This window comes from uncultured Tessaracoccus sp., from assembly GCF_947255005.1.
Taxonomy (GTDB): Bacteria; Actinomycetota; Actinomycetes; order Propionibacteriales; family Propionibacteriaceae; genus Arachnia.
This window is the reverse complement of record NZ_CAMYFI010000041.1, coordinates 1-20,562: the sequence shown is the minus strand read 5'-3', so window position 1 is coordinate 20,562 and position 20,562 is coordinate 1. Positions and strand designations below refer to the sequence as shown.

The 20,562-nt window shown below is 65.6% G+C and carries 16 protein-coding genes; 8 read left to right on the top strand and 8 right to left on the bottom strand.

The window, feature by feature from the left end; all coding sequences use genetic code 11:
* Positions 1 to 161 precede the first annotated feature (161 nt).
* From Q0X61_RS09110 to Q0X61_RS09100, 3 genes are all read right to left on the bottom strand, one after another.
* Positions 162 to 1,478, bottom strand: coding sequence for a S8 family serine peptidase (locus Q0X61_RS09110; RefSeq protein WP_297742220.1), 1,317 nt, complete (start codon positions 1,476 to 1,478; stop codon positions 162 to 164).
* Positions 1,475 to 5,572 carry a type VII secretion protein EccCa gene (eccCa, locus tag Q0X61_RS09105; protein WP_297742219.1) on the bottom strand — a complete coding sequence of 1,366 codons (4,098 nt, stop codon included), beginning with the start codon at positions 5,570 to 5,572 and terminating at the stop codon, positions 1,475 to 1,477. The genes Q0X61_RS09110 and eccCa overlap by 4 nt, the downstream gene beginning before the upstream one ends.
* A 141-nt stretch (positions 5,573 to 5,713) precedes the next feature.
* Positions 5,714 to 6,553, bottom strand: a complete 840-nt coding sequence (locus Q0X61_RS09100; RefSeq protein ID WP_297742218.1) for an endonuclease domain-containing protein — start codon at positions 6,551 to 6,553, stop codon at positions 5,714 to 5,716.
* A gap of 161 nt (positions 6,554 to 6,714) precedes the next feature.
* Between Q0X61_RS09100 and Q0X61_RS09095 the strand changes: the two genes are divergently transcribed.
* Complete coding sequence (locus tag Q0X61_RS09095) at positions 6,715 to 7,569, top strand: DMT family transporter (RefSeq protein WP_297742217.1); 855 nt, start codon at positions 6,715 to 6,717, stop codon at positions 7,567 to 7,569.
* A 109-nt stretch (positions 7,570 to 7,678) separates the two neighbouring features.
* Here Q0X61_RS09095 and Q0X61_RS09090 read toward each other — a convergent pair whose 3' ends face one another.
* On the bottom strand, positions 7,679 to 8,695 hold the full coding sequence (locus Q0X61_RS09090; protein ID WP_297742216.1) for a LacI family DNA-binding transcriptional regulator: 1,017 nt from the start codon (positions 8,693 to 8,695) through the stop codon (positions 7,679 to 7,681).
* Between the two features lie 137 nt (positions 8,696 to 8,832).
* On the opposite strand from Q0X61_RS09090, the gene eccD reads away from it, so the two are divergent.
* Complete coding sequence (eccD, locus tag Q0X61_RS09085; protein WP_297742215.1) at positions 8,833 to 10,242, top strand: type VII secretion integral membrane protein EccD; 1,410 nt, start codon at positions 8,833 to 8,835, stop codon at positions 10,240 to 10,242.
* A gap of 570 nt (positions 10,243 to 10,812) precedes the next feature.
* Here eccD and Q0X61_RS09080 read toward each other — a convergent pair.
* Together Q0X61_RS09080 and eccE are read right to left on the bottom strand one after the other, a co-directional pair.
* The gene (locus Q0X61_RS09080; protein ID WP_297742214.1) at positions 10,813 to 11,469 is read right to left on the bottom strand and encodes a hypothetical protein; all 657 of its coding nucleotides are present in this window, start codon (positions 11,467 to 11,469) and stop codon (positions 10,813 to 10,815) included.
* Positions 11,469 to 12,647 carry a type VII secretion protein EccE gene (gene eccE, locus Q0X61_RS09075; protein ID WP_297742213.1) on the bottom strand — a complete coding sequence of 393 codons (1,179 nt, stop codon included), beginning with the start codon at positions 12,645 to 12,647 and terminating at the stop codon, positions 11,469 to 11,471. Before eccE ends, Q0X61_RS09080 begins: the two co-directional genes overlap by 1 nt.
* 130 nt (positions 12,648 to 12,777) lie before the next feature.
* Here eccE and eccB point away from each other — a divergent pair, with 130 nt between their 5' ends.
* From eccB to Q0X61_RS09060, 3 genes are all read left to right on the top strand, one after another.
* Entirely contained in the window at positions 12,778 to 14,211 is a 1,434-nt protein-coding gene (gene eccB / locus Q0X61_RS09070; protein WP_297742212.1) for a type VII secretion protein EccB, read from the top strand.
* A gap of 67 nt (positions 14,212 to 14,278) precedes the next feature.
* Positions 14,279 to 14,695 carry a WXG100 family type VII secretion target gene (locus Q0X61_RS09065; protein ID WP_297742211.1) on the top strand — a complete coding sequence of 139 codons (417 nt, stop codon included), beginning with the start codon at positions 14,279 to 14,281 and terminating at the stop codon, positions 14,693 to 14,695.
* Positions 14,696 to 14,733: 38 nt separating this feature from the next.
* A complete protein-coding gene (locus Q0X61_RS09060) occupies positions 14,734 to 15,024 on the top strand; it encodes a WXG100 family type VII secretion target (RefSeq protein WP_297742210.1) in 291 nt (96 codons plus the stop codon).
* 98 nt (positions 15,025 to 15,122) lie between these two features.
* On the opposite strand, the gene aat is transcribed toward Q0X61_RS09060, so the two are convergent.
* Positions 15,123 to 15,782: a leucyl/phenylalanyl-tRNA--protein transferase gene (gene aat, locus Q0X61_RS09055; protein WP_297742209.1), complete on the bottom strand. Its 660-nt coding sequence runs from the start codon at positions 15,780 to 15,782 to the stop codon at positions 15,123 to 15,125.
* 87 nt (positions 15,783 to 15,869) lie between these two features.
* Here aat and Q0X61_RS09050 point away from each other — a divergent pair, with 87 nt between their 5' ends.
* On the top strand, positions 15,870 to 16,535 hold the full coding sequence (locus Q0X61_RS09050) for an EcsC family protein (RefSeq protein WP_297742208.1): 666 nt from the start codon (positions 15,870 to 15,872) through the stop codon (positions 16,533 to 16,535).
* On the opposite strand, the gene alr is transcribed toward Q0X61_RS09050, so the two are convergent.
* Positions 16,524 to 17,636: an alanine racemase gene (alr, locus tag Q0X61_RS09045; protein ID WP_297742207.1), complete on the bottom strand. Its 1,113-nt coding sequence runs from the start codon at positions 17,634 to 17,636 to the stop codon at positions 16,524 to 16,526. The genes Q0X61_RS09050 and alr overlap by 12 nt on opposite strands.
* 72 nt (positions 17,637 to 17,708) lie before the next feature.
* Here alr and Q0X61_RS09040 point away from each other — a divergent pair, with 72 nt between their 5' ends.
* Positions 17,709 to 18,497, top strand: a complete 789-nt coding sequence (locus Q0X61_RS09040; RefSeq protein WP_297742206.1) for a DUF4282 domain-containing protein — start codon at positions 17,709 to 17,711, stop codon at positions 18,495 to 18,497.
* Between the two features lie 180 nt (positions 18,498 to 18,677).
* Entirely contained in the window at positions 18,678 to 20,015 is a 1,338-nt protein-coding gene (gene nhaA, locus Q0X61_RS09035; RefSeq protein ID WP_297742205.1) for a Na+/H+ antiporter NhaA, read from the top strand.
* Positions 20,016 to 20,562 lie beyond the last annotated feature (547 nt).

Sequence of the window (20,562 nt, the reverse complement as noted above, 5' to 3'; positions counted from 1 at the left end):
ATTATCCAGGACGTCTCGTGGGCTCGGAGATGTGTATAAGAGACAGGACGAATACGGCTTGGCCTCCGCATCTGTGATGCTCAGCAGCGCCTGGTGTGTGAACGTGCCCGCGGGGCCGAAGTAACCGTGCATTCCCCCACCCTACTGGCGCACGGGCGTCGTCACTTGAGGCCACGCTCCTCACGGGACACCTTCCGAGCCTGCGGCACGACGATGGCCAAGACAACGCCACCCACCACCAGCAGGAGCGCGACGACACCGAGCACGATGCCGATCACCACCGGTCGCTGAGCCACCACCTTCGACGGCGGGTAGTGCTTGGCGGGTAACTCCGTCGCCGCCCCTTCGTTGGGGTAAATCTGCGGCACCTCACCCGACAGCAGCCGCAGCGGATTCACGATGCCCGCACCGATGCGCGGATCGGGGTTGGCCGCTGGCGGCGGGTCGGCCGTCTCGATCAACCGCTGCCGCACCTCCGCGGGCGTGAGGCGCGACAACCCGTCCGCGCGCTGCTTCTCAATCATCAACGCGACGATGCCACTCACGATGGGGGTGGCGTAACTCGTGCCGGTGATGGGCCCGGAATACACCTGACTCTCGATGCCGCGCACGGAATCATAGTTCGACGGGTCCAGCGCCTGCACCCCTTCGCCCGGCGCGCCAATGTCGACTTTCCCGCCTGCTGCACTGCCCTCCGACGCGGCGTCGTTGCGCGTCGTTGACCCCACCGAGATGACGCCCGGAAACGACGCCGGGTACGCCGCGACACCCGGCAGCTGGCCGGTATTCCCCGCCGCGGCTACCACAACGATGCCGTTGTCAATCGCCAATTGGATGGCGTCGCGGAAGTTCTCGAAACCCTGCACCTGGTTGCTCACCACTTGCGAGAGGTTGATGACGTCCACCTTCCGCTTCACCGCGTCGAGCACTGCCTCGGTGGTGGGCTGGAGCGGCATCTCCGTCTGCTCCTCCCCCTCCTTCGGGCCCTCCGACGTGAATAGCGAGCGGTAGGTAATCACCTTCACCTCCGGGGCGATCCCGGAGAACTCCACCCGTCCATCGAGCGGCCCGCCGTCCTTCGAACGTCCACCCGCGAGCAGCGACGTCACCCTCGTACCGTGCAGGCAGTCGAACTCGTCGAGCTGCTCGTTGCCGTTGCTCTTCAACCCGCCGAGCGTGTCGTAGGCGGTGAAGCGCTTGTCGTCGGCTTCCTGCAGGTACAGCGACCCCTCCGTCGCGGTGCCGGTATCGATGACGGCAACCGTGACGCCCTTGCCCGTCGCTAGCTTCCACACGCGGTTCATCTGCAGGCGCTCGAAATGCCACGACTGGTCGGGCGCCGCCGTGCCTTTCGCTGCGACGTGGCACTCCCTCGGGTTGAACGTCGTGACCGCGGCAAAAGCGTTCGTGGAGCACTGCGAGAAGCCCAGCACCGCCGCTGCAATCGCTGCGACGACGCGGGTGCACCGTCGCTTCACTCCTGCCCCTCCTCGTCATCCTGACCGGGGCGGTACGCAGCCTGCACGAGCCCCTTGAACGCGCGCGTAACGAGTGTGCCTCGCCCGGGCGGCATGGGCGACGCCTTCACCTCGCCGAACATGGCGCCCTCGTCCTTCGTGCCCGACATGACGAGGCCGGGGCTGATGGCTTCGCGCATCTTCGCGATGATCGGATCGCCGTAGATGGCTCGGCCCGCGCCGCCCATGGAGCGGGCGACGATGATGTGCAGGCCGATGTCACCCGCCTGGTTCACGAGGTCGGCGAACGCGGCCATCGGGTTGCCCGACTGGGTTGCCACCAGCTCGTAGTCATCCACAACGACGAATACCTCGCCGCCCTGCCACCACGAGCGGTCACGCAACTGCTGCTGGGTGACGTCGGGGCCGGGAAGGCGCATGCGCACGGCCTCGGCGAGCTGGCGCAGGTTGTCCGTCGCCGCGGATGCCGACGGGTAGTAGCCGATGAGGTGCTCCGACTCGACTTCGCCGAGCAGCGAGCGTCGGTAGTCGACGATGACGATCTTCGCTTCCTTCGGGGTGTACCGCGTGGTGATGCCGTGCAGGAGGTTGCGCAAAATCGTCGATTTGCCGCACTCCGGGCCGCCGACGATGGCCAAGTGCGGCTCGTGCTCGGGATCGAACCACACCGGCGCGAGCTCCTGCTCGTCGATCGCCCACGGGATGCGGCGGTCCTTCTCGTCGTGCTCAATGGCGGGGAGCTCATCGATGTCGAACCGCTCAGGCAGCATGCGCACCTCCGCCGCACGCGGGCCCTTCCAGGCGTTGTTGACGCGCTCGATGAAGTTGCGCTGCCCGTCGGCGACGTCGTCAGCGCTCTCCACTCCGTCGACGCGGGGCAACCCAATCAGGGTGTGCAGCGGCCCCTCCGTGATGCCGCGGCCAGGGCGGCCGGCGGGGATGATGGCCTGCACCTTGCGGTCGATTTCGGAGTCGAATGGGTCACCGAGTTTCAGCTCGACGCGGCTTTGCAGCATGTCCTTCGTCGCCGCGCGGATTTCGGACCACTTCGCCGCGCCCACCCACGTGTGGATGCCAAACCCGAGGCCGCCGGCGGCGATCGCCTGCACCTGCGGTTCGAGCATCTCGAACTCCGTTTTCAGGGTGAGCCAGCCGTCGATGATGAGGAACACGTCGGTGGGGAATCGGTCAGCGGGAATCGAGCCGTCGGCGCGTCCACGTCGGTAGGTCTGCATGGAGTCGATGCCCAGCTCGGCGAATTGCAGCTCGCGCTGGCCACGCAGGCTGGTGAGCTCCGCGATGGTGCGACGGACGCGGTCGACGTCGAGACGGCCCGTCACCGAACCCATGTGGGCGAGATTGCGCATCGACGTGAGGCCGCCGCCGCCGAAGTCGAGGCAGTAGAAGCCCACTTCCTCTGGGGTATGCGTGAGCGCGAGGCCGGCGATGGCGGCGCGCAGGGCCATGGATTTACCGGCCTGGGGGCCGCCCGCGACGCCCATGTTGCCGCCGGAGCCGGAGAAATCGATCACCCACGGGTCGCGGCGCTGGTGGCGGGGACGGTCGATGAGACCAATCGGCGCGCGCAGCGTGCGGTGCCAGGCGGGGTTGGTGGCCTGGAGGCCACGATCCGGGGTCTCGCTCACGCCGTCGAGGAGCTGGTCCATCGTCGGCGGGTCGTCGAGCGGCGGCAGCCACACCTGGTGTGCCGGCCAGCCGTGGCCCTTGAGCCGCGACACGCAAATAGAAAGGAGCGTCTCTTCTTCCTCCTCGTCCTCCTCGGGCGTTATGGCGGCTGGCTTGGGTGTTTCCTCCTGCGTCGACGGCTCAAGCGTCGGCGGCGGCACCGACTCGGGCTCGGGTTCTGGCGGCTCCACCGGAATCACGTAATCGACGGTGAACTCCAGCACCGGCGGGGTCCACGCCTTTGTCTCGACGATGCCGCTTTCGTCCATGGGCTGCGCGTTGCTTGGCCGCGCCGACGGCGACTCGTGCCACGGGCCCGAGACGTAGGCGGCCTTGAATCGCGTCATGCCGGTGGTGTCGAACTTCAGATAACCGTTACCAGGCGGCGTCGGCAGCTCGTACGCGTCGGGCACGCCGATGACGGTGCGCGATTCCGCCGGCGAGAAGGTGCGCAGCGCGATGCGGTAAGACAGGAAGGTGTCGAGGCCGCGCAGCTTGTTCTCTTCGAGGCGCTGCGAGGCTAGGAGCTGGTGCACCGCGATGGATCGGCCCACGCGCCCGATCTGCACGAACAAGTCGATGAACTCAGGGCGGGCGGTGAGCAGCTCCGAGAACTCGTCGACGACGATCAGCAGGCTCGGCATTGGGGGGAGGTCGGCGCCGGCTTGGCGCGCGTTTTCGTAGTCTTCCCGGTTCTTGAAGTTACCCGCGGCGCGCAGTACCTCCATGCGGCGGTCGAGCTCGCCACCGATCGCATCCTGCATACGGTCAACGAGGCTGAGCTCGCCCTCGAGGTTGGTAATTACCGCAGACACGTGCGGCAGTTCGTCGAGGCCGAGGAACGTCGCGCCACCCTTGAAGTCGACGAGAATGAAGTTGAGCTGCTCTGTGGAGTGCGTCGCGGCAAGGCCAAGCACCAAGGTGCGCAGGAACTCCGACTTACCAGAACCCGTCGCGCCGATGCAGATGCCGTGCGGGCCCATGCCGCCCTGCGCAGACTCCTTGATGTCCAGCTCCACCGGGTTGCCGTCCTCGCCGGTGCCGAACGGGATGCGCAGGTGGTTGCGCAGCGGGCGGGGGCGCCAGGCCTGCCGGGGGTCGAGGGTGAGCGGATCGCCAATGCCGAGCATCGCCGGGTAGTCCTTCGGTGGCTCGAACACCACTTCTTCCGGCTCGCCGTCATCCGACGTGACAAGCTCCGGCATGCGGTACGGGGCCATGGCTCGGGCGAGCATCTCGACGTACACGCCCTTCACAGTGTCGGGGTGACCGAACGGCGTCTGCGCGTGCTGCACCTTCGATGTCCGACGGTGCAAGATGACGCTGTCACCGTTGATCTCGAAGTACGCGACGCCCAGCTCCAGCTTGCGCGGGAGCTTCCGCTCGCCGGTGACGTGGATACTCACCGCCTTCGTCTGCGGGGTGACGAACTGCTGCGCGTTGACCCCCTCGACGCCGTCCGAGACAACCACCATGAGCGACGGGGGTGTGTCCGCCGCCTGCGCGGAGGTGCCCAGCTGGGAGATCTCGCTGGCGCCGGTGGCGAACATGCGCAGGCTGCCCACGCCGTCGGTTTCGGAGGGGTGCTGCAGGTGGGGCAACCACTTCACCCACTGCCACTCGGGCTGGACTTCTTTCCGCGCGGCCACCATGAGGGCCGCGTCGGTGGGGGCATGCCAGGTGACGAGTTGCGCCACCATCGAGAAGGCGACGCCACGGCAGGCCTCTTCGTCGCCGATGAGCTGGATGGAGCGGAAGCCGCGGAGGTCAACGGCCAGCGGCACCGACTGGATCACGCGGTGGGTGCGGATAAAGCGCCTGAGCGCGCCGGTGGTGAGGGGCTCGAGGTCTTCGATGGGCTGCGACTCCGGCGGCGTGATGCGTTTGGCCGACTGCTGCCGCCCGACGGAGATCCGCACCGAGCCGAAGTCTTCCGCGTCCGGGCGGCGCTCCCACATGCGCATGCCGCCGACGATCGTCCAGAGGGAATCCGGTGCTGGGTGACGGTAGGCGACGGAAGCGCGTTGCTCGTCGGCGGTTTTGGCGAAGTTCCTGCGGGTTTGGGCGAGGTAGCGGAAGTAGTCGCGGCGGTTGGCGTCGAGCTGCGATGACTGGTCGTCGTTTTGGCGGCCGGTCTGCGAGAGCATCATGCCCATCATCGAGACGCCGTAGAGGCCCATGACGATGCCGCGCAGCGGGTTGCCGCCGCCTCCGGTGAGGCCGCCGCCCAGGAGCATGAGGCCCATCGCGAGCGCGCCGGCCACCATGGGGAGCATGCGTAGGAACGCGCCGAACGGTTTCGAGGGGGACGGCGGGGGGATCTCGGGGGGCGATTCGAGAAGCAAATCGCCTCGCGGCATCGCCGGTGGGGTCACCCGCTTGGGGCGGTGAAAGGTGACAACACCCATCTACGCTCTCCCTCTCCTGAGACCTACTCAGCTAAACCTAGTGTGAGCAGGGGGTCAAAGCGACTTCTCACCCAATATCCACATTCGTTTCCCAGAATCCGGATTTTGGGGCGTTGTCGGCAAACGAGTGTGGATATCGGGTTAGGACAGCCGTCGTAACACGTCGGTGACGGCGGGAACGAGGTCGTCGATCGTCGAGTCCGTGAAGCGAAGCACCGTCCATCCCCGCCGGACGAGCTCGACATCGCGCTTGCGATCATTCACGAAGCTATCGAAGGAGTTGTGATAGCGCCAGCCATCGAGTTCGACCACGAGCTTGTAGCGAGCGAGTCCGATATCGGCGAAGATCCAGCCGTAGCTGAGCTGAATGGCAAGGTTCGTTAGCCACCCGGTGATGCCAGCCGAGCGAAGCGCTCGATGTCCGGTGCGCTCGAGATGCGACCATGGTTCATCTCGTGAGTCCTCGATCCACTGCCTAGCCTCCACGTTGCCCGGCACGTTCGGCATCAGGTTCAAGGCACCCCGCAGATCACTGACCCGTATCGCGCGGGCGAGCAGTGCCTGATCGATGGCATTCGGGCCATGCTCCGGCAGCATTTGGATCACGGAGAGCGCAGGATGCGCAACGCGTACCGGGTGCAGATCGCGAATGAGCTCCACTGGCACAATCCCGCGGTTGAAGGAGAATCCGGCCGCGGGCTCCAACTGGCGTTGGCTATGCACCGAGACGTGATGCACGTCGACGGCTGGCCACCAGGTGAGGTGCGCGGCGGCGGCTCCGCCGATAACGCAGTCGGGATCATGAACGGTGGCAGCCGCCACCCGGGACTGGACGGAGTGGTCTGGCGCGAACACTCCGGGAAGTAGTCGGACCAGGTCACCGTGCTTAGCGGCGGTGCGGATGCGCTGCCGCAGGTCAAGGTGGTGGCGCGTCGCGATGGCGCCGTGTTCAGCGATGATGTGGGTGAGAAGTTCGTCCATATATAGGTGATGGCAGCGACACGCCCGAAACTTGCATGCGAATCCAAATCTGTGGATAACTCGCTGCTAACCCGATATCCACATTCGTTTGTCAGAAACCGAATTTTTTGGGCGTTTTCGGCAAACGAATGTGGATATCGGGTTAGGTCTACGCTGAGACCGTGTCCCGCCCGAACCTCTCCCCGTTCACTGCCGGGGTGCTGCTACTGATTTTCGGTGCGCTGTCGGTGCAGCTGGGGGCGTCGATCGGCACGTCGATCATTCCAACGCTCGGCGTGTATGGCGTGGTGCTCGCCCGCTACACGCTGCAGGCGTGCGTACACATCCCGCTGGCGTGGAAGCATCTGCGCCGCGCGCGACTCGCAGAATGGTGGTGGGGCGCACTCGTCGCCGCGCCGCTGCTGGCGATGAACCTCACCATCTACCTGGCCTTTTCCCACATCGGCGTTGGGCTGGCGGTCACCATCGAGCTCATGGGCCCCATCACGCTCGCGGTGCTGACCGCCCGCAGCCGCCCCGGCTGGCTGGCAGCCGGGCTCGCCGCGGCGGGCATGGTGCTAGTGACGGACCCAACCGGCGACGTCAACGTTCCCGGAGTGCTGTGGTCGCTTGCCGCCGCTGCAGGCTGGGCGTTCTATCTCCTCGCCACGCGCAAGGCCGGCCAACAGCTGGAGGGCCTGACGCCGTCGGCGATGGCGAGTGTGATCGGGCTGAGCGTCCTAATCCCCCTCAACCTGATCTTCACCAGGCCCGCACATCTCAACCCGACGGTGCTCCTCCTCGCCGTGCTGGCTGGGGTGCTCTCGTCGGCGATCCCGTACGCCTGCGATCTTCTGGCGCTCCGGCGCGTGCCGATGAACGTCGCATCGACGATGATGTCCATCAACCCGGTGACCGCGTCGATGTGGGGCGCGATCATCCTCGGTGAGCGATTCGGCGCGCTCGAGATTGCCGGCTTGGCGATCATCTGCGTCGCCAACGTGCTCGTCGTGCGCGCCGCGCGGCGCCCGCGGTAGATCAGCTGAGGTGCTGGGCGGCTGCCCTCTCCATCTCGAAGAGCAACCGCTCGCCCGCCAGGAAGCGCTCTACCTCGTCGAGTGGAAGCGCGACCTGGTGTGAGCCCAGCTACTCGGCCTTTCCCGTCGTGCCGCGCACGCGCAGTTCGGGTGTGAGCTCCACTCGGCTGGGCACACCGTCGAGAGCTTTGATACCCATGTCCATGGCAAGGCGGCCCACTTCGTCGAGGGGCAGATGCGCCGACGTGAGCGGGGGCACGGTGTCGCGGGCGAACTCGATGTCGTTGAAGCCGGTGACGGACATCTGTTCGGGCACAGAGATGCCCCGCTCGCGCAGGCAGGCAAGCACGCCGAACGCCATCTGGTCGGCGGTGGTGGCGATCGCCGTCAGCCCGGCGTCGTCGGAGTCGAGTAGCTCGACGCACGCGTCGTGGCCGCCGTCGCGGGTGGGGGCGGCGCGTCGGACGACCAATTCGTCGCCGAACACGTCGCGGAAACCGGCGACGCGGTCGGCCATGGAGAGCAGGTTCGTCTCACCGGCGAGGAGAGCCACCCGACGGTGCCCCAGCTCGTGCAGATGCTCCGCCACCTGGCGGGCGGCGAGGCGGTTGTTGACGTCGATCCTGGACACGCTCAGATCGGCGCTCACCTCGTGCGGCCCGATCAGCACGGCTGAATTACCGCCCTTCACGAACGCCGCCAGGCTCTTCTCAAGCGCCTCGGAGTGAATAGGGTCATCCAAACCCGATGCGGCGACGATCATCACGTCGACGCGCTGGGCGCGCAGCCGGCGCAACACGTCGAGCTCATTGCCGGGGTCGCGGTACGTGTTCACGACGGTCACCATGTAGCCGGCCTTCGCCGCCACCTCGTGGATGCCGCCGATCATCGTCGAGAAGAACGGGTCGGAGACATCACCGACGAGCACCCCGACCGTCTGCGAACGCCCCTGCAGCAGCCCGCGGGCATTGGCGTTCGGCACGTAATCGAGTTCGGCCGCCACTCGCTCCACCCGCTCGCGAAGCTCGTCCTTCACGGGGTAGTCGCTGCCGGAGAGCACCCGCGACGCCGTCGCCAGCGAGACACCCGCCTGCTCCGCAATCGTCTTGAGGTTCACGCTTCCCATGACAAGGCACCCTACTGGGCAAGGGGGTCGCCAACCGGCCCTCCAACCGCCCCAATTCCCGACCCGACGCGCTGACGCCCGACGCTATCCCCCTGTCAAGGTGTGCTGAACCCGTCGGGCAACTAATGTGACCTCTTGTGAGCATCCCTGTGCAAGAGGAAGACCTCGCACGCGTCACGATCATCTCGTCGGCGCGGCGCGTGGACTTGGCCCTCCCCGGTTCCGTAACGTTGAGCGAACTTCTCCCCAGCATCCTCAAGTTCGCCGGTCTCGAGTCGAACACCCCCACCGACGCCGTCCACGCGTGGGTGCTGCAACGCTTCGGGCAAGACCCCTTCGACCTCTACGCCCCCATCAGTAAGCTCGGCATCCGCGACGGGGAGACGCTCCACCTGCGCCAACGCGAGAACGCCATCCCCGACGCTGCCTTCGACGACGTCGTCGACGCTGTCGCCAGCGCCACCAACTCCCGCCCCTCGTGGCAACACCGCCACTCACGCATGATTGGCCTCATCTGCCTCTCGGCGGTACTGCTCGGCATACCGCTGCTGCTCATGCTCGGCACCTCCGACGAACGCCGCCTCGTGCAGGGGCTCGTGCTCATCGCGACGGCGCTGCTGTCGTTCGGCGCATTCATCGCTGCGGTGTCGTTGGCGCGCGCCGCCAGAGAAAAACCGACGGCGACCGTGCTGGCCTGGATCAGCGTGGCGCTGGCGGCCCTCGTCGGATGGGATCTGCCGAACGTCATCGCCACCGAGGCCGCCCTCCACATCCACATCCTCATGGCGTCGTCGCTCATACTGCTCGCGGCAGCATCGAACGCGCTCGCCGCGCGCGTGCACACCATGCCGCTATTCGCCGCGGCGCTGTTCGGGGCACTCATGCTCGCGGCCTCGTCGGTGATGGCGCTCAACTACGGCAACGACGACAAGGTCGCCGCTGGAACCATGGCAGTGATGGCCCTCATCACGACGTTCATGCCGTCGCTCAGCTACAAGATCGCGGGCATCGCGCTGCCGAACCTTCCCGTCACGACCGAGGCAATGCTCGCCGACGAGACCCCCGTCCAGTCGGACATCGTGAGCCGCGCGCTCTTCGCCGACCGACTCCTCGGCGGCATGCTCATGGGCACGAGCGCCACCGCCGTCGCTGTCGCGTTCATCACGATTACGAACGGCACGTGGTGGGCCGTGGCCCTCATCAGCTGCGTCGGCCTGGCATTCCTGCTGCGCGCGCGTGCGTTCGTCGGATTGACGCAGCGCATGGCGCTCGTGCTGAGCGGAGCAATCATCTTTGGGCTCGGGCTTGTGTCCATCGCCTACGGCCTCACGTCGAGCTATGTGGGCCTCGGTGTGCTGTTCGGCATCACACTGCTCATTGGCTACCTCTTCGCGCACTACTCGGCCGCCTGGTACAAGCGGGTACTGTCACCGACCTGGGGCCGCTGGGGTGACATCTTCGAGTGGCTCGCGATCATCGGCATCGTCCCGTTCATGCTGGGCGTGCTGAACTTCTACGTCTGGTTCCGGGGCCTCTTCAACTTCTGAGGGGTGCGAAGCCCATCTGACGATAAGGAATGTGGGATTCCACCGTTTTCGGTGGAATCCCACATTCCTTATTGACGACACCGTCATTTCAGTGGTGGTTTCGATACGCGCCTTCGGCGCTACTCAACCACCGGGGTTGACGAGGTTTCGATACGTGAGCTTCACTCGCTACTCAACCACCCGGTAGTCAGCACCAGCCATCCGGTGATTGAGCCGCGGGCACAGCCCGCGATTCGAAATCACCCGCCGCCAAACTGCAAAACTCGCCAACAGTTGAACGCCTCCTGCGGCAATCACGCGTGAGCGGTGCCACTGTTGGCGAGTTTTGCAGTTTTCCAGTTGGGTACTAAGGATGTGGAGGATGGTTTCGACTCGGCCCTTCGGGCCGGCTCAACCACCGGGGGCGGTGGGTTTCGATACGCAGGCTTCGCCTGCTACTCAACCATCTGGCCTCGCGGGGTTTCGGTACGCGCCCTCGGCGCTACTCAACCACCGGGGGCTGCGCGGCGCTGCTCAACCAACGGGGGGGCTGCGCGGGCGGCTCAACCAACGGCGGACGAGGGGAAGCGGTCAGGAGCCGAAGAGCATGCGGTATTCCATCGGGCCGGGGGGAACGACCACCCGCGCCAGGCGGCGCACGCTGGCGAGCACGACCTCGGTCTCACCCAGGTCCTGAGCGCCCTTCACCTGCGAAGACGGCAGCGCGTAGGCCCGTCGGATGTTCTCACTCGACTTGCTATCCAGCGGGGTGAGCATGGCGATGTCGCTGTTGCGCAGCTCGCCGACGGCTTTGCTCTCCGACGGGTCGCCGATCCGCGCGATCGCCTGCCACGCACCCAGTTGATAGGTGGGCTGGATGGCATCCATGTCGTCGATGATGAAGCTCGGCCTAAACGGTCGCCCTTGTCCAGGCACGTTCTCGGTGTCGCGCAGCAGATCGACGGTGCCTCCGCACGCGCGGATGGTGTCGGCCAGGGCCAGCCACTCGCGATGGTCTTCGGCTAGCACGGACAGGTGCGCACCCAGACACACCGCGCGAAACGCGATCAACCACCGCATGTACTCGGGCACAGCCAGATACAGCCGCGTGGGCTGCGGGCGAAACAACCGCACCGCGACGGGCCCACCCGGCCCCCTGCCCAGCAGCAGCCCCGAAGGCCCGGTGCTCACCACTGACTCCACCGACTCCCGCCCGGGCGCGAGCGCCTGCAACGTTTCGGACGACATCAGTCCACCTGCCTTCCCAACGGCACAGTCGCCAACAATCCCGGCACCTGCGAGCCCCCACGTGGCCCGAGCCTCACCCACGGCGGCAGCACCGTCTGCACGGCCTCGTCGGCGTCGCGCGCCTGATCATCGTTGTTTGTGACGAGCCGGACCGCGCCGTGCGCTGGCTCGCCGGGCGAGACTGTGTACGACGTGATGGCCATCATCGCTGGCGCGGCGGCGACGGCGTCGAGCAGCGCCTGATACCCCTGGCTCGCGTCCCTACCGAAATGCCTCACTTCGCGCGCCTCGTGAGTGAGCCCGTCGCAGATCCACTTGCCCCACTCCTCGCGACTGCGCTCCTCGCGCGGGTCGGGGCCGACCCCCGTACATGTGGCGAGCACGTCGGCAATCTGGTTCGGGTCGAGCGGTTCGGTGCTAATCCCCTGACGCTTCAACATGGCCTGCGCGCGGTGCAGCCCGAACCGCAGCGTCGCGAACACGCCGTTTTGCCCGAGCCCGCGACGCCCCACGGCCTCCAAGCACAGGCGCGGGTCGAGCCGCAGCGCAATCCACGTCCGCCGCACCGCGGGGGGCGGGTACTCGTCGCCCAAAATCTCCAAGTACGACGCGATGGCGGGCGAGTTGGCGGGCAGCATGGCCCGCGTCGGCGCTCCGACGGTGAACGTCACCACCTGAATGCCGGCGAAGATCACGTCGTCTTGCTTCGTCAGCTGCGCCAGCTCGTCGAGGTTGAGGAGGTTGCCACGGTCGGAAAACATGTTCAGGTCCGACGTGAGCTCGACGATGCCCGTCCACGAGTTCCCGTCCGCGACGACGCCGATCTCACCGTCGTGCGCATCCTTGATCTGGGTAATCTCGAGCTCGCTCAGCCATTGCGCCAACGGCACGAGATCCTGCGGCTGGTCGGGCGCCACATTGAACCGCTTCTTGCGTCGCTCGAACTCCCGACGGTGGGCAATCGTACGCGGAATGGTGCGGCCATTGACGGGCACCGTCAACAGCAACCCGAGGAGCAACGTCACCCCAGCGAGCAGCCACGCCCAGGGCTGCTGCAGCGCGGCCAGCGCGAGCGCAATCACGATAATGATCTGCCAACACACCACGAGGGGGATGTACCGCGTCGAGTGGGCGCGCAGCGGCATGTGCGTTTTCGCAGCCGGAGCAGACTTCAGCATGGCGTCCTTTCGAGACCGTCTCCGTGCGTAACTCTAGAGCCTTGACGGCGCATTCACTGCACTTCCAACGTCGCTCTCGCACCATTCGCAGGCTAATCTGGGCCCGCACCGTCAGATAGTGAGAGTAGAAATGGCGACACGCAAGGACCTCCTCAAGGCGCAGTCGTTCACGTCGCGGCGGATGATCGCCTCGTTCATCAACCGCGACCCCGACGACCCCACGCCCCCGCTGCGCCGCGTCGGCATGGCCACCTTCGTCTCGGTCCTGCTTGGCATCGTCCTGGTAGCCGGCTACACCCTCCTCGGCCTCATCAAGCCGGGCTCGAACCCGAACTGGAAGAGCACCGGCGTCGTCATCTCCGACACCCAGTCGGGCGCGCTGTTCATCTACAGCGAGGAGGGCGACATGCTCGTTCCTATGGCCGACGTCGCCTCCGCCCGGCTGAAGGCCGCCGGCGATGGAGGCGGCGACGTGCCCAACACGTCGAACGTGAAAACCGAGGCGCTGAGCGGCCTCGAACAAGCCCCGATGGAGGGCATTCCCGGCGCACCCCGCCAGCTGCCCGACCCGAAGAACATGGCCGCCTACCCGTTGAAGATGTGCTCAACGGAACCCAACCTGGGCGGCGAGCGCTTCGTGACGCTCGACTTCGACGCCCCCAACCCGGCCTCCTCCAGCTTCGCGTTCGTCGCGCAGCACTCGGACCGCTCCGAGTACCTCATTTTCGGCGGCAAGAAGCACCGCCTGTGGACAGACCCGACGAACAGCGGCCTCGCCATGGTCACCGATCTGCCGCGCATCCCCGTCGGCAATGCCTGGATCGCAGCGATGCCCGAGGGCCTGCCCATCCAGCCCCTCGAAATTCAGGGTCTCGGCGACGATAACGGTCGCTGGATTGCGGGCATGGCGCGCGGCGACATCGGGCGTGCGCCATCGCCGAACAACGAACACCAAGACCAATACTTCGTGCAGACCGCCGAGGGCATCGTGCGCATCTCCTACCTCGACGCGGACGCGCTCATCCAGAAGTATCACCAGGGCAACGCGGGAGCGGTGCGGACGCTCGGCTCGCGCGACTTCAAGTCGATTGACCGCTTCAACCTGCCTGATCGCCGCAGCGCCGACGTGCCGTGGGACCGCCCCGTCGGACCCCCGCAGGATTCGAGCGTGGAATCCAAATCCGTGTGCGCAACGTGGAATGCCCAGAACCCGGAAACCCCCACCATCAGCTACGGCGACGACACCCCCAAACTGCCGTCGACCTTCCGCGTGGCCGTCGGAAACGCATTCGATTACATCGAGATGCCCACGCTGACAGGCGCGCTGTTGCGCAACGCGTCGTCGAAGGAAGACGACACCGTGGCGTTCCTCGTCACGGATCATAAGAAGTACGCCATTCCTACGACGGGGGCCCGCGCCGCCCTCGGTTACAAGGACGTCACCCCCGTCCCCGTCCCGGGCGGATTGCTGTCGCAAATTCCCGACGGGCTCGCCGAGGGCACCAGCCTCTCACTGGAGCATGTGCGCTCGATCAGTGAGCCGGGAACCCCCGGCGGGAACTAGGCATCACCCATGTTCGTCTAGGTACTCCTACTCGATTCCGCCTCCAACTGGGGGAAATCTATTGGAAGTGACCCCGACTGTCCGTAATGTCATACTCGACAGCAAGGCAGCCCCGAGGGATTCGAAGTTGCCACCGAAGCCGGACCACACCGGCGTAACCGTCGAAGGGAATGAAATCATGGGCAACAAGTCCGTAGACCGCGCCGAAATGAACAAGGCTGCGCAGCAGATTGACGCCAAGCACCAGCAGATTGTGGCTCTCCAGTCCCGCCTCCGCGGCGAGATGCAGACCCTCGCCGCTACCTGGACTGGCAAGGCTTCCACCGCCTTCCAGAATGGCTACCAGCGCTTCGATGAGGAGTACGAGAAGGTCAAGAACGGTCTCGAGAAGATCCACTCCGCTCTGACCGAGACGCACCGCGACTACACCATCCGTGAGGATGAGAACTTGCAAGAGGCCAACAAGTTCCTCGGCTCCATCTGATCTACCCGTACTTACATCACTTTTGAGGAGAATCAACAATGAGCGACGCAACCGTATACTCCCAGTCTGGCCTCCAGGAAGGCATCAGCTCCCTGAAGCGCGCCCACAAGGAACTCGTCGAAATGCTCGAGACCCTCAAGGGCGAACTCCGCTCCTCCCTCGCGCAGTGGGAAGACAACGCCCGTCACGCCTACCAGGAAGTGCAGGAGCAGTGGGATCGTTCCGCTGAGCGCCAGAACGAGATCATCGAGCGCATGCCCGTGCTGCTCGGCAACATCGCCGACGGCTACGACGCCACCGAGCGTTCGAACCAGTCGCGTTGGGCCTGAGTTTCAGCCAACGTTGTTGAAAGGGTCCGGCTTCGGCCGGGCCCTTTCTTGTTGTCTTCGTCACTGCTCGACGAAGTGCAGCTCCGCGTTCGCCATGCTCAATCTTGGTGGCTTGGCCACGGGCGCATCTCGTGCTCGAGCGCGTCGGAGAGCCGACGGAGGTACTCGTCGCGCGATATTTCCACGGCTCCCAGCGTGGCGAGATGATCGGTGAGCCATTGCACGTCGAGCAGCGTCACCCCGGCGCCGCGCAATTCCTCGACGAGCCGCAGCAGCGCCACCTTCGACGCGTCGCGCCCCACCTCGCGGTCGTGGAACATGGATTCGCCCGCGAACAACCCCCGGATATGGACGCCGTACAGGCCACCGGCCAGGGTGCCGTCGGGGGTCCACACCTCGACGCTGTGCGCGACGCCCGCGTCGTGCAGCTGGCGGTAGCAGGTGGTGATGCGTTCGTCGATCCAGGCGCCTTCGCGCGACGGGTCGGCACAGCGCTCGAGCACGTCGCTGAACGCCGCATCCACCGTTGTCACATAGCGTTTCGCCGATTTCTTGAGGCTGCGCGTCACCCGCATGCCGTCGAGCGGCAACACCCCTCGCCGCACGGGCGACCACCACCCCATGATTCCCTCGACCGGCATCGGAAACACCCCGGCTGCGTACGCCTCGACGGTGAGGTGCGCGTCGAATTCTTCGGAGATGCCGATGAGGTCCTGGTCGGGCCACGAAGCGGCATCGCCGAAGATGGTGCTGAGCATGGCACCCAGTGTTGCACCGCATCTGCATCGTGGCTAACGCGACGATGCTTGGCTCCATGTGCGAACCTTGGAGGTGGAGGAGCGCACATGGACAACAACCAAATGGCCAACGCCGAACACATGTCGGCCGACGTGTTTCATCAGATTCTCGAACTTGCCATCACCGGCAGGGGCCAGCTCGCAGGAGCCAAAACCGTCGCGAAACAGCAGCTTGAAAAGACAGGCGACCACGAAACAGCCGTGCGCGCCGTCGTGACGCAACACCTGACCCTCGCGGGCGGGCAGGGGTTCGCGACGAACTGGGGCGGGCTGCTGATGTCCGTCGTGACGATCCCCGCCAACATCGCCGCGTCGTCGTTCGTGCAAGCAAGGATGGTGGCCACCGTCGCGCACCTGCGCGGCTACGAACTGGCAGATCCGCGGGTGCGCACCGCCATCTTGATGTGCATGCTCGGCCCCTCAACCGGGCAGGCGCTCGTCGCGAAGGGTGTGCTGCCGAGCTCGCCGCTCATGGTGGCCACCGCGCCGGTATTCGACGACAACCTCGATGGCGCCGTCGCGAGAGCCCTGCTCGAGCGGGCGCTCGGCGCCGTGGGCGGCAAACGGCTCGGGCTGATGGTGCTCAAGGGGATTCCGCTGGTGGGGGGCGGCGTCGGTGCCGCCGTCGATGCCTGGAGCACCCGGCACATCGCCAATCACACGCTCGCTGAGCTGCCGAACCGTCGCCCGAAGTCGAAAACCTCAGCCTCCTGAGACGTACCTGCGCGTCACCCGCTGCGTCACGAGGCAGGTCACCTCATAGGGAATGGTGCCCATGAGGTCGGCGAGTTCGTGCGTCGTGATGCGCTCGTCGCCGGAGGCACCCAGCAGCACCACCTCGGCGCCCTCGGTGATGCCCGATTCGGGGCCGAGGTCGACGAGGATCTGATCCATGCACACTCGCCCCACGACGGGGTACGAGCGCCCGTCGATGAGCACCCGCCCGCGCGAGGAGTTCAGCCGGGAGAAGCCGTCGCCGTATCCCACGGCGACCGTGGCGATGGTGGTGTCGCGCGGGGCGTGCCAGGTGAGCCCGTAGGAGACACCGTCGCCTTCCTTGACGGGTTTCACGAGTGCGACGCGTGAGGTCCACCGCGCGGCGGGCTCCAGCAGCCCCTGCTCGTGACGATTGAGTTCGGGAGCGGACCCGTACAGCGCGATGCCGGGGCGAATGGCATTGTCGTCACCCAAATCGTGGTTCAAGATGGCCCCGGAGTTGCCCGAGTGCACCCACTGCACATCGCATACCTGCTTCACCTCCGCGACGGCCTGCGCGAAGCGCGCGTGCTGCTGCCGGGTGAACTCGCGCCCGTCCTCAACGTCGGAGACCGCATAGTGCGTCATCACGCCGTCGAGGTGGAGGTGCGGATTGTCGGCGATAGCGACGGCGGCCGCGCGCGCGTCGTCGGGCATGATGCCGACGCGGTGCATGCCGGTGTCGACGCTGAGATGCACCTCGGCAATCTTGCCGAGCTCGCGCGCCGCGTCGGCGATGACGTCGATACTCCGAAGCGAGCCGATGACGAGGCTCACGTCGCCCGCAATCGCGCCCGGGAGCTCTTCTGCCAGCGCCGGGCTGAGCTTCAGCAGCATGCAACCAATACCCGCTTCTCGCAGGGTCAGCGCCTCGGGGACGGTGGCGACGCCGAAGCCCAGCACGTGCGGCTCCAGGTGTTTCGCGACGGGAACCATGCCGTGCCCATACGCGTCGGCCTTGATTGCAGCGATGACTGCGCGTCCCCCACCGCGGGCGCGAACGGTCTCGAGATTTCGAGCGATGGCTCGCAGGTCGACGACAAACTCGGTAGGCGGCATTTTCCTATGGTAGACCTACGATTCTTGATCTCATGTTGGCGACATGAGCCAGATGGGTGGCAGACTGGCCTTATGTCTAATGACCAATGGAACCAGGGCCAAAGCGGCCAATGGCCCTCCGACCAGGATGGCAATTGGGGCACGCAGCCCGAAGCACAACAGAGCACCAACGAGTGGGGCCAGCAGGCACAGCCCTCCGCGAATGAGTGGGGCCAGCAGGCACAGGCTTCCGCAAGCGAATGGGGCCAGCAGCAGGCACAGCCCTCGGCCAGCGAATGGAACGCCGGCCAAGACCAGCAGGCACACAGCTGGAACCAGCAGGCGCAGGCTTCGGCAGCCGAATGGCACGCCGGCCAGGATCAGCAGGCGCAGGCTTGGGATCAGCAGGGCCAGCAGCAGGGCTGGGATCAGCAGCAGGCTTCGGCAGCCGAGTGGCACGCCGGCCAGCCGCAGCAGCAGGGCCAGGCTTGGGATCAGCAGGGCCAGCAGAACTGGAACCAGGCGCCCGGCCAGTACCAGCAACAACACTGGCAGAACCCGTCGCAGCCCGGCGGCGGCCTGTTCAGCTTAGACTTCACGAAGTTCTCTCTGCCGCAAAGCGGCAAGCTCGTGTGGCTCATCGGCATCGTCGTGATCGCCGTCGTGTGGCTGTTCGACTTCATTTCCCTGCTCACCGGCAGCGCCACCATGCAGTCTGGGGGCATGTTCTTCCCCGGCGGCGATCCCAAGGCGATGGACATCGTCCGCGCCCTGGTGTCCGGCCTCGCCGTAGCAGCGCTCAAGATCGTGCTGCTTCGCGTCGCCATCGAGGGCGTGATTGCCCTGGTGAAGATCGCCGAGAACGGCAAGTCCGACGACTGATCCTCACGTTTGTTGTTATTGAAGAGGGAGTCCCGACGGGGGCTCCCTCTTCGCATGCCCGCGCGACGCCATGCCCCGAGATGGGCGTGGTTTCCGCCATCTATCGATCTATGAAAAAATAGAAGGTGGTGCGTCGGGAAGTCTGGTCGACAACAACGTCGAACGTTCAGGAGTGCCCCTATGGCCCAGCAGTCCCGTGAAGAATTCGTGCTTTCGCGAGGCACCTACCGCGAGTACTCACGCATCGAGACGATGCTCACCTCCAACCGCATGGCGGGTGTGCTACTGCTAGCCGCGACGGTAGCGGCGCTCATCTTCGCGAACAGCGGCGCTTCCGATGCGTACTTCGGGCTGCGCGATGCCTACATCGGCTGGGATCTCGGCTGGCTGAACCTCAAGCTGTCCGTCGGCCACTGGGCTGCTGACGGGCTCCTCGCCATCTTCTTCTTCATGGTGGGTCTGGAGCTGAAACGCCAGTTCGTGCTCGGGGATCTGCGTGATCCGGGCCGCGCGCTCGTCCCCGTCGCCGCCGCGTTCGGTGGCGTCGCCGTGCCCGCGCTGCTGTTTGTGCTCATCAACCTTGGGGGCACCGGCGGTGAGTTGCACGGTTGGGCTATCCCCGCCGCCACCGACATCGCGTTCGCAGTTGCTGTGCTGGCGATCGTCGGGCGGCATCTGCCGGCCGCCCTGCGCACCTTCCTGCTGACGCTCGCCGTCGTGGACGACCTCATCGCCATCACCATCATCGCGATGTTCTACTCCACGAACCTCAAGCTGCACTACCTGGCCATCGCCATTATTCCCGCAGCGATCTACGCCGTGCTCGCCAACCGCTTCGAGCACTGGTTCAAGAAGTCGTACATCCCTGCCTGGATTCTGCTGTTCCCCCTGGGTGTCATCACCTGGGCGCTGTTCTACAACTCCGGTATTCACGCGACAATCGCGGGCGTCGTGCTCGCGTTCCTGGTGCCCGTCCACGCGAAGTCGAAGTACGGCCCGAAGTACTCGCTGTCGGAGACCTTCGAACACCGTTTCAACCCCATCTCCGTGATTCTCGCGGTGCCGGTGTTTGCGTTCTTCTCCGCGGGCGTGAACGTGGGCGGCTGGTCTGGCCTCGTCGAGGCTTGGAGTTCGACGGTGACCCTCGGCGTGGTGGTGGGGCTCGTCGTCGGCAAGATCGTCGGCATCACCGGCACGACGTGGCTCATCACCAGGCTTCGCCACGCCAACCTCGACCCGGACATCAAGTGGATTGACCTCGTCGGCATCGCCGGGGTTGCTGGTATTGGGTTTACGGTGTCGCTGCTCATCAGCGAGCTGAGCTTCCCAGGCGGCGGCGCGCTGCAAGACGACGCTAAGGTAGGCGTGCTGACTGCGTCGGTGCTCGCGACAGTGGTGGGGTCGTGCGTGCTCCTGCCGCGCAACAGCCACTACAAGCGCATCGACGAGAAGGAACACGTCGACGCCAACCGCGACGGCATCCCCGACGTGTTCTCCGACGACAGCTCGAAGCAGTAGCCCCGCCCGGTCGTAGAGTAGGCGACGCAGTCGCCGTATCGAGATGCATACTAGGGGAAGCTAACCCGATATCCACATTCGTTTACTGTGGAGGCCGTCTTGGGCCCGTTTTGGCAAACGAATGTGGATATCGGGTTAGCTGAGCGGTGATAGAGGCCGTGCTTTCGATACGCCCGCTGCGCGGGCTACTCAACCACCGGAAGGCGAGCCCCCTGACCCGATGATTGAGCCGCCGCTGAAAGCGGCGTGTCGAAATCATCACCGAGCGTGGTTTCGATACGCGAGCTCCGCTCGCTACTCAACCACCGAGAGCCACGCGCACCTCAACCACTGGGATCGCACGGGACCCATGACGGTCATCGAGTAGGCGACCTAGTCGCCGTATCGAGATGCATCGCTCTTCACCAGTCACGCCCAGACGCAGAAGGAATGAGGGATTCCACCGTAAACGGTGGAATCCCTCATTCCTTATCGATGATCCCAGTGCTGTGGGCGTGGTTTCGATACGCGAGCTCCGCTCGCTACTCAACCATCGGGAGCGACGCCA

Coding starts and splice junctions, on each gene's coding strand:
- Q0X61_RS09080 (WP_297742214.1), bottom strand. CDS start 11,469: ATGTCGTCCGAAACGTTGCAGGCGCTCGCGCCCGGGCGGGAGTCGGTG.
- eccCa (WP_297742219.1), bottom strand. CDS start 5,572: ATGGGTGTTGTCACCTTTCACCGCCCCAAGCGGGTGACCCCACCGGCG.
- Q0X61_RS09090 (WP_297742216.1), bottom strand. CDS start 8,695: ATGGGAAGCGTGAACCTCAAGACGATTGCGGAGCAGGCGGGTGTCTCG.
- eccE (WP_297742213.1), bottom strand. CDS start 12,647: ATGCTGAAGTCTGCTCCGGCTGCGAAAACGCACATGCCGCTGCGCGCC.
- Q0X61_RS09040 (WP_297742206.1), top strand. CDS start 17,709: ATGTCTAATGACCAATGGAACCAGGGCCAAAGCGGCCAATGGCCCTCC.
- Q0X61_RS09050 (WP_297742208.1), top strand. CDS start 15,870: ATGGACAACAACCAAATGGCCAACGCCGAACACATGTCGGCCGACGTG.
- aat (WP_297742209.1), bottom strand. CDS start 15,782: ATGCTCAGCACCATCTTCGGCGATGCCGCTTCGTGGCCCGACCAGGAC.
- eccB (WP_297742212.1), top strand. CDS start 12,778: ATGGCGACACGCAAGGACCTCCTCAAGGCGCAGTCGTTCACGTCGCGG.
- nhaA (WP_297742205.1), top strand. CDS start 18,678: ATGGCCCAGCAGTCCCGTGAAGAATTCGTGCTTTCGCGAGGCACCTAC.
- Q0X61_RS09100 (WP_297742218.1), bottom strand. CDS start 6,553: ATGGACGAACTTCTCACCCACATCATCGCTGAACACGGCGCCATCGCG.
- alr (WP_297742207.1), bottom strand. CDS start 17,636: ATGCCGCCTACCGAGTTTGTCGTCGACCTGCGAGCCATCGCTCGAAAT.
- Q0X61_RS09060 (WP_297742210.1), top strand. CDS start 14,734: ATGAGCGACGCAACCGTATACTCCCAGTCTGGCCTCCAGGAAGGCATC.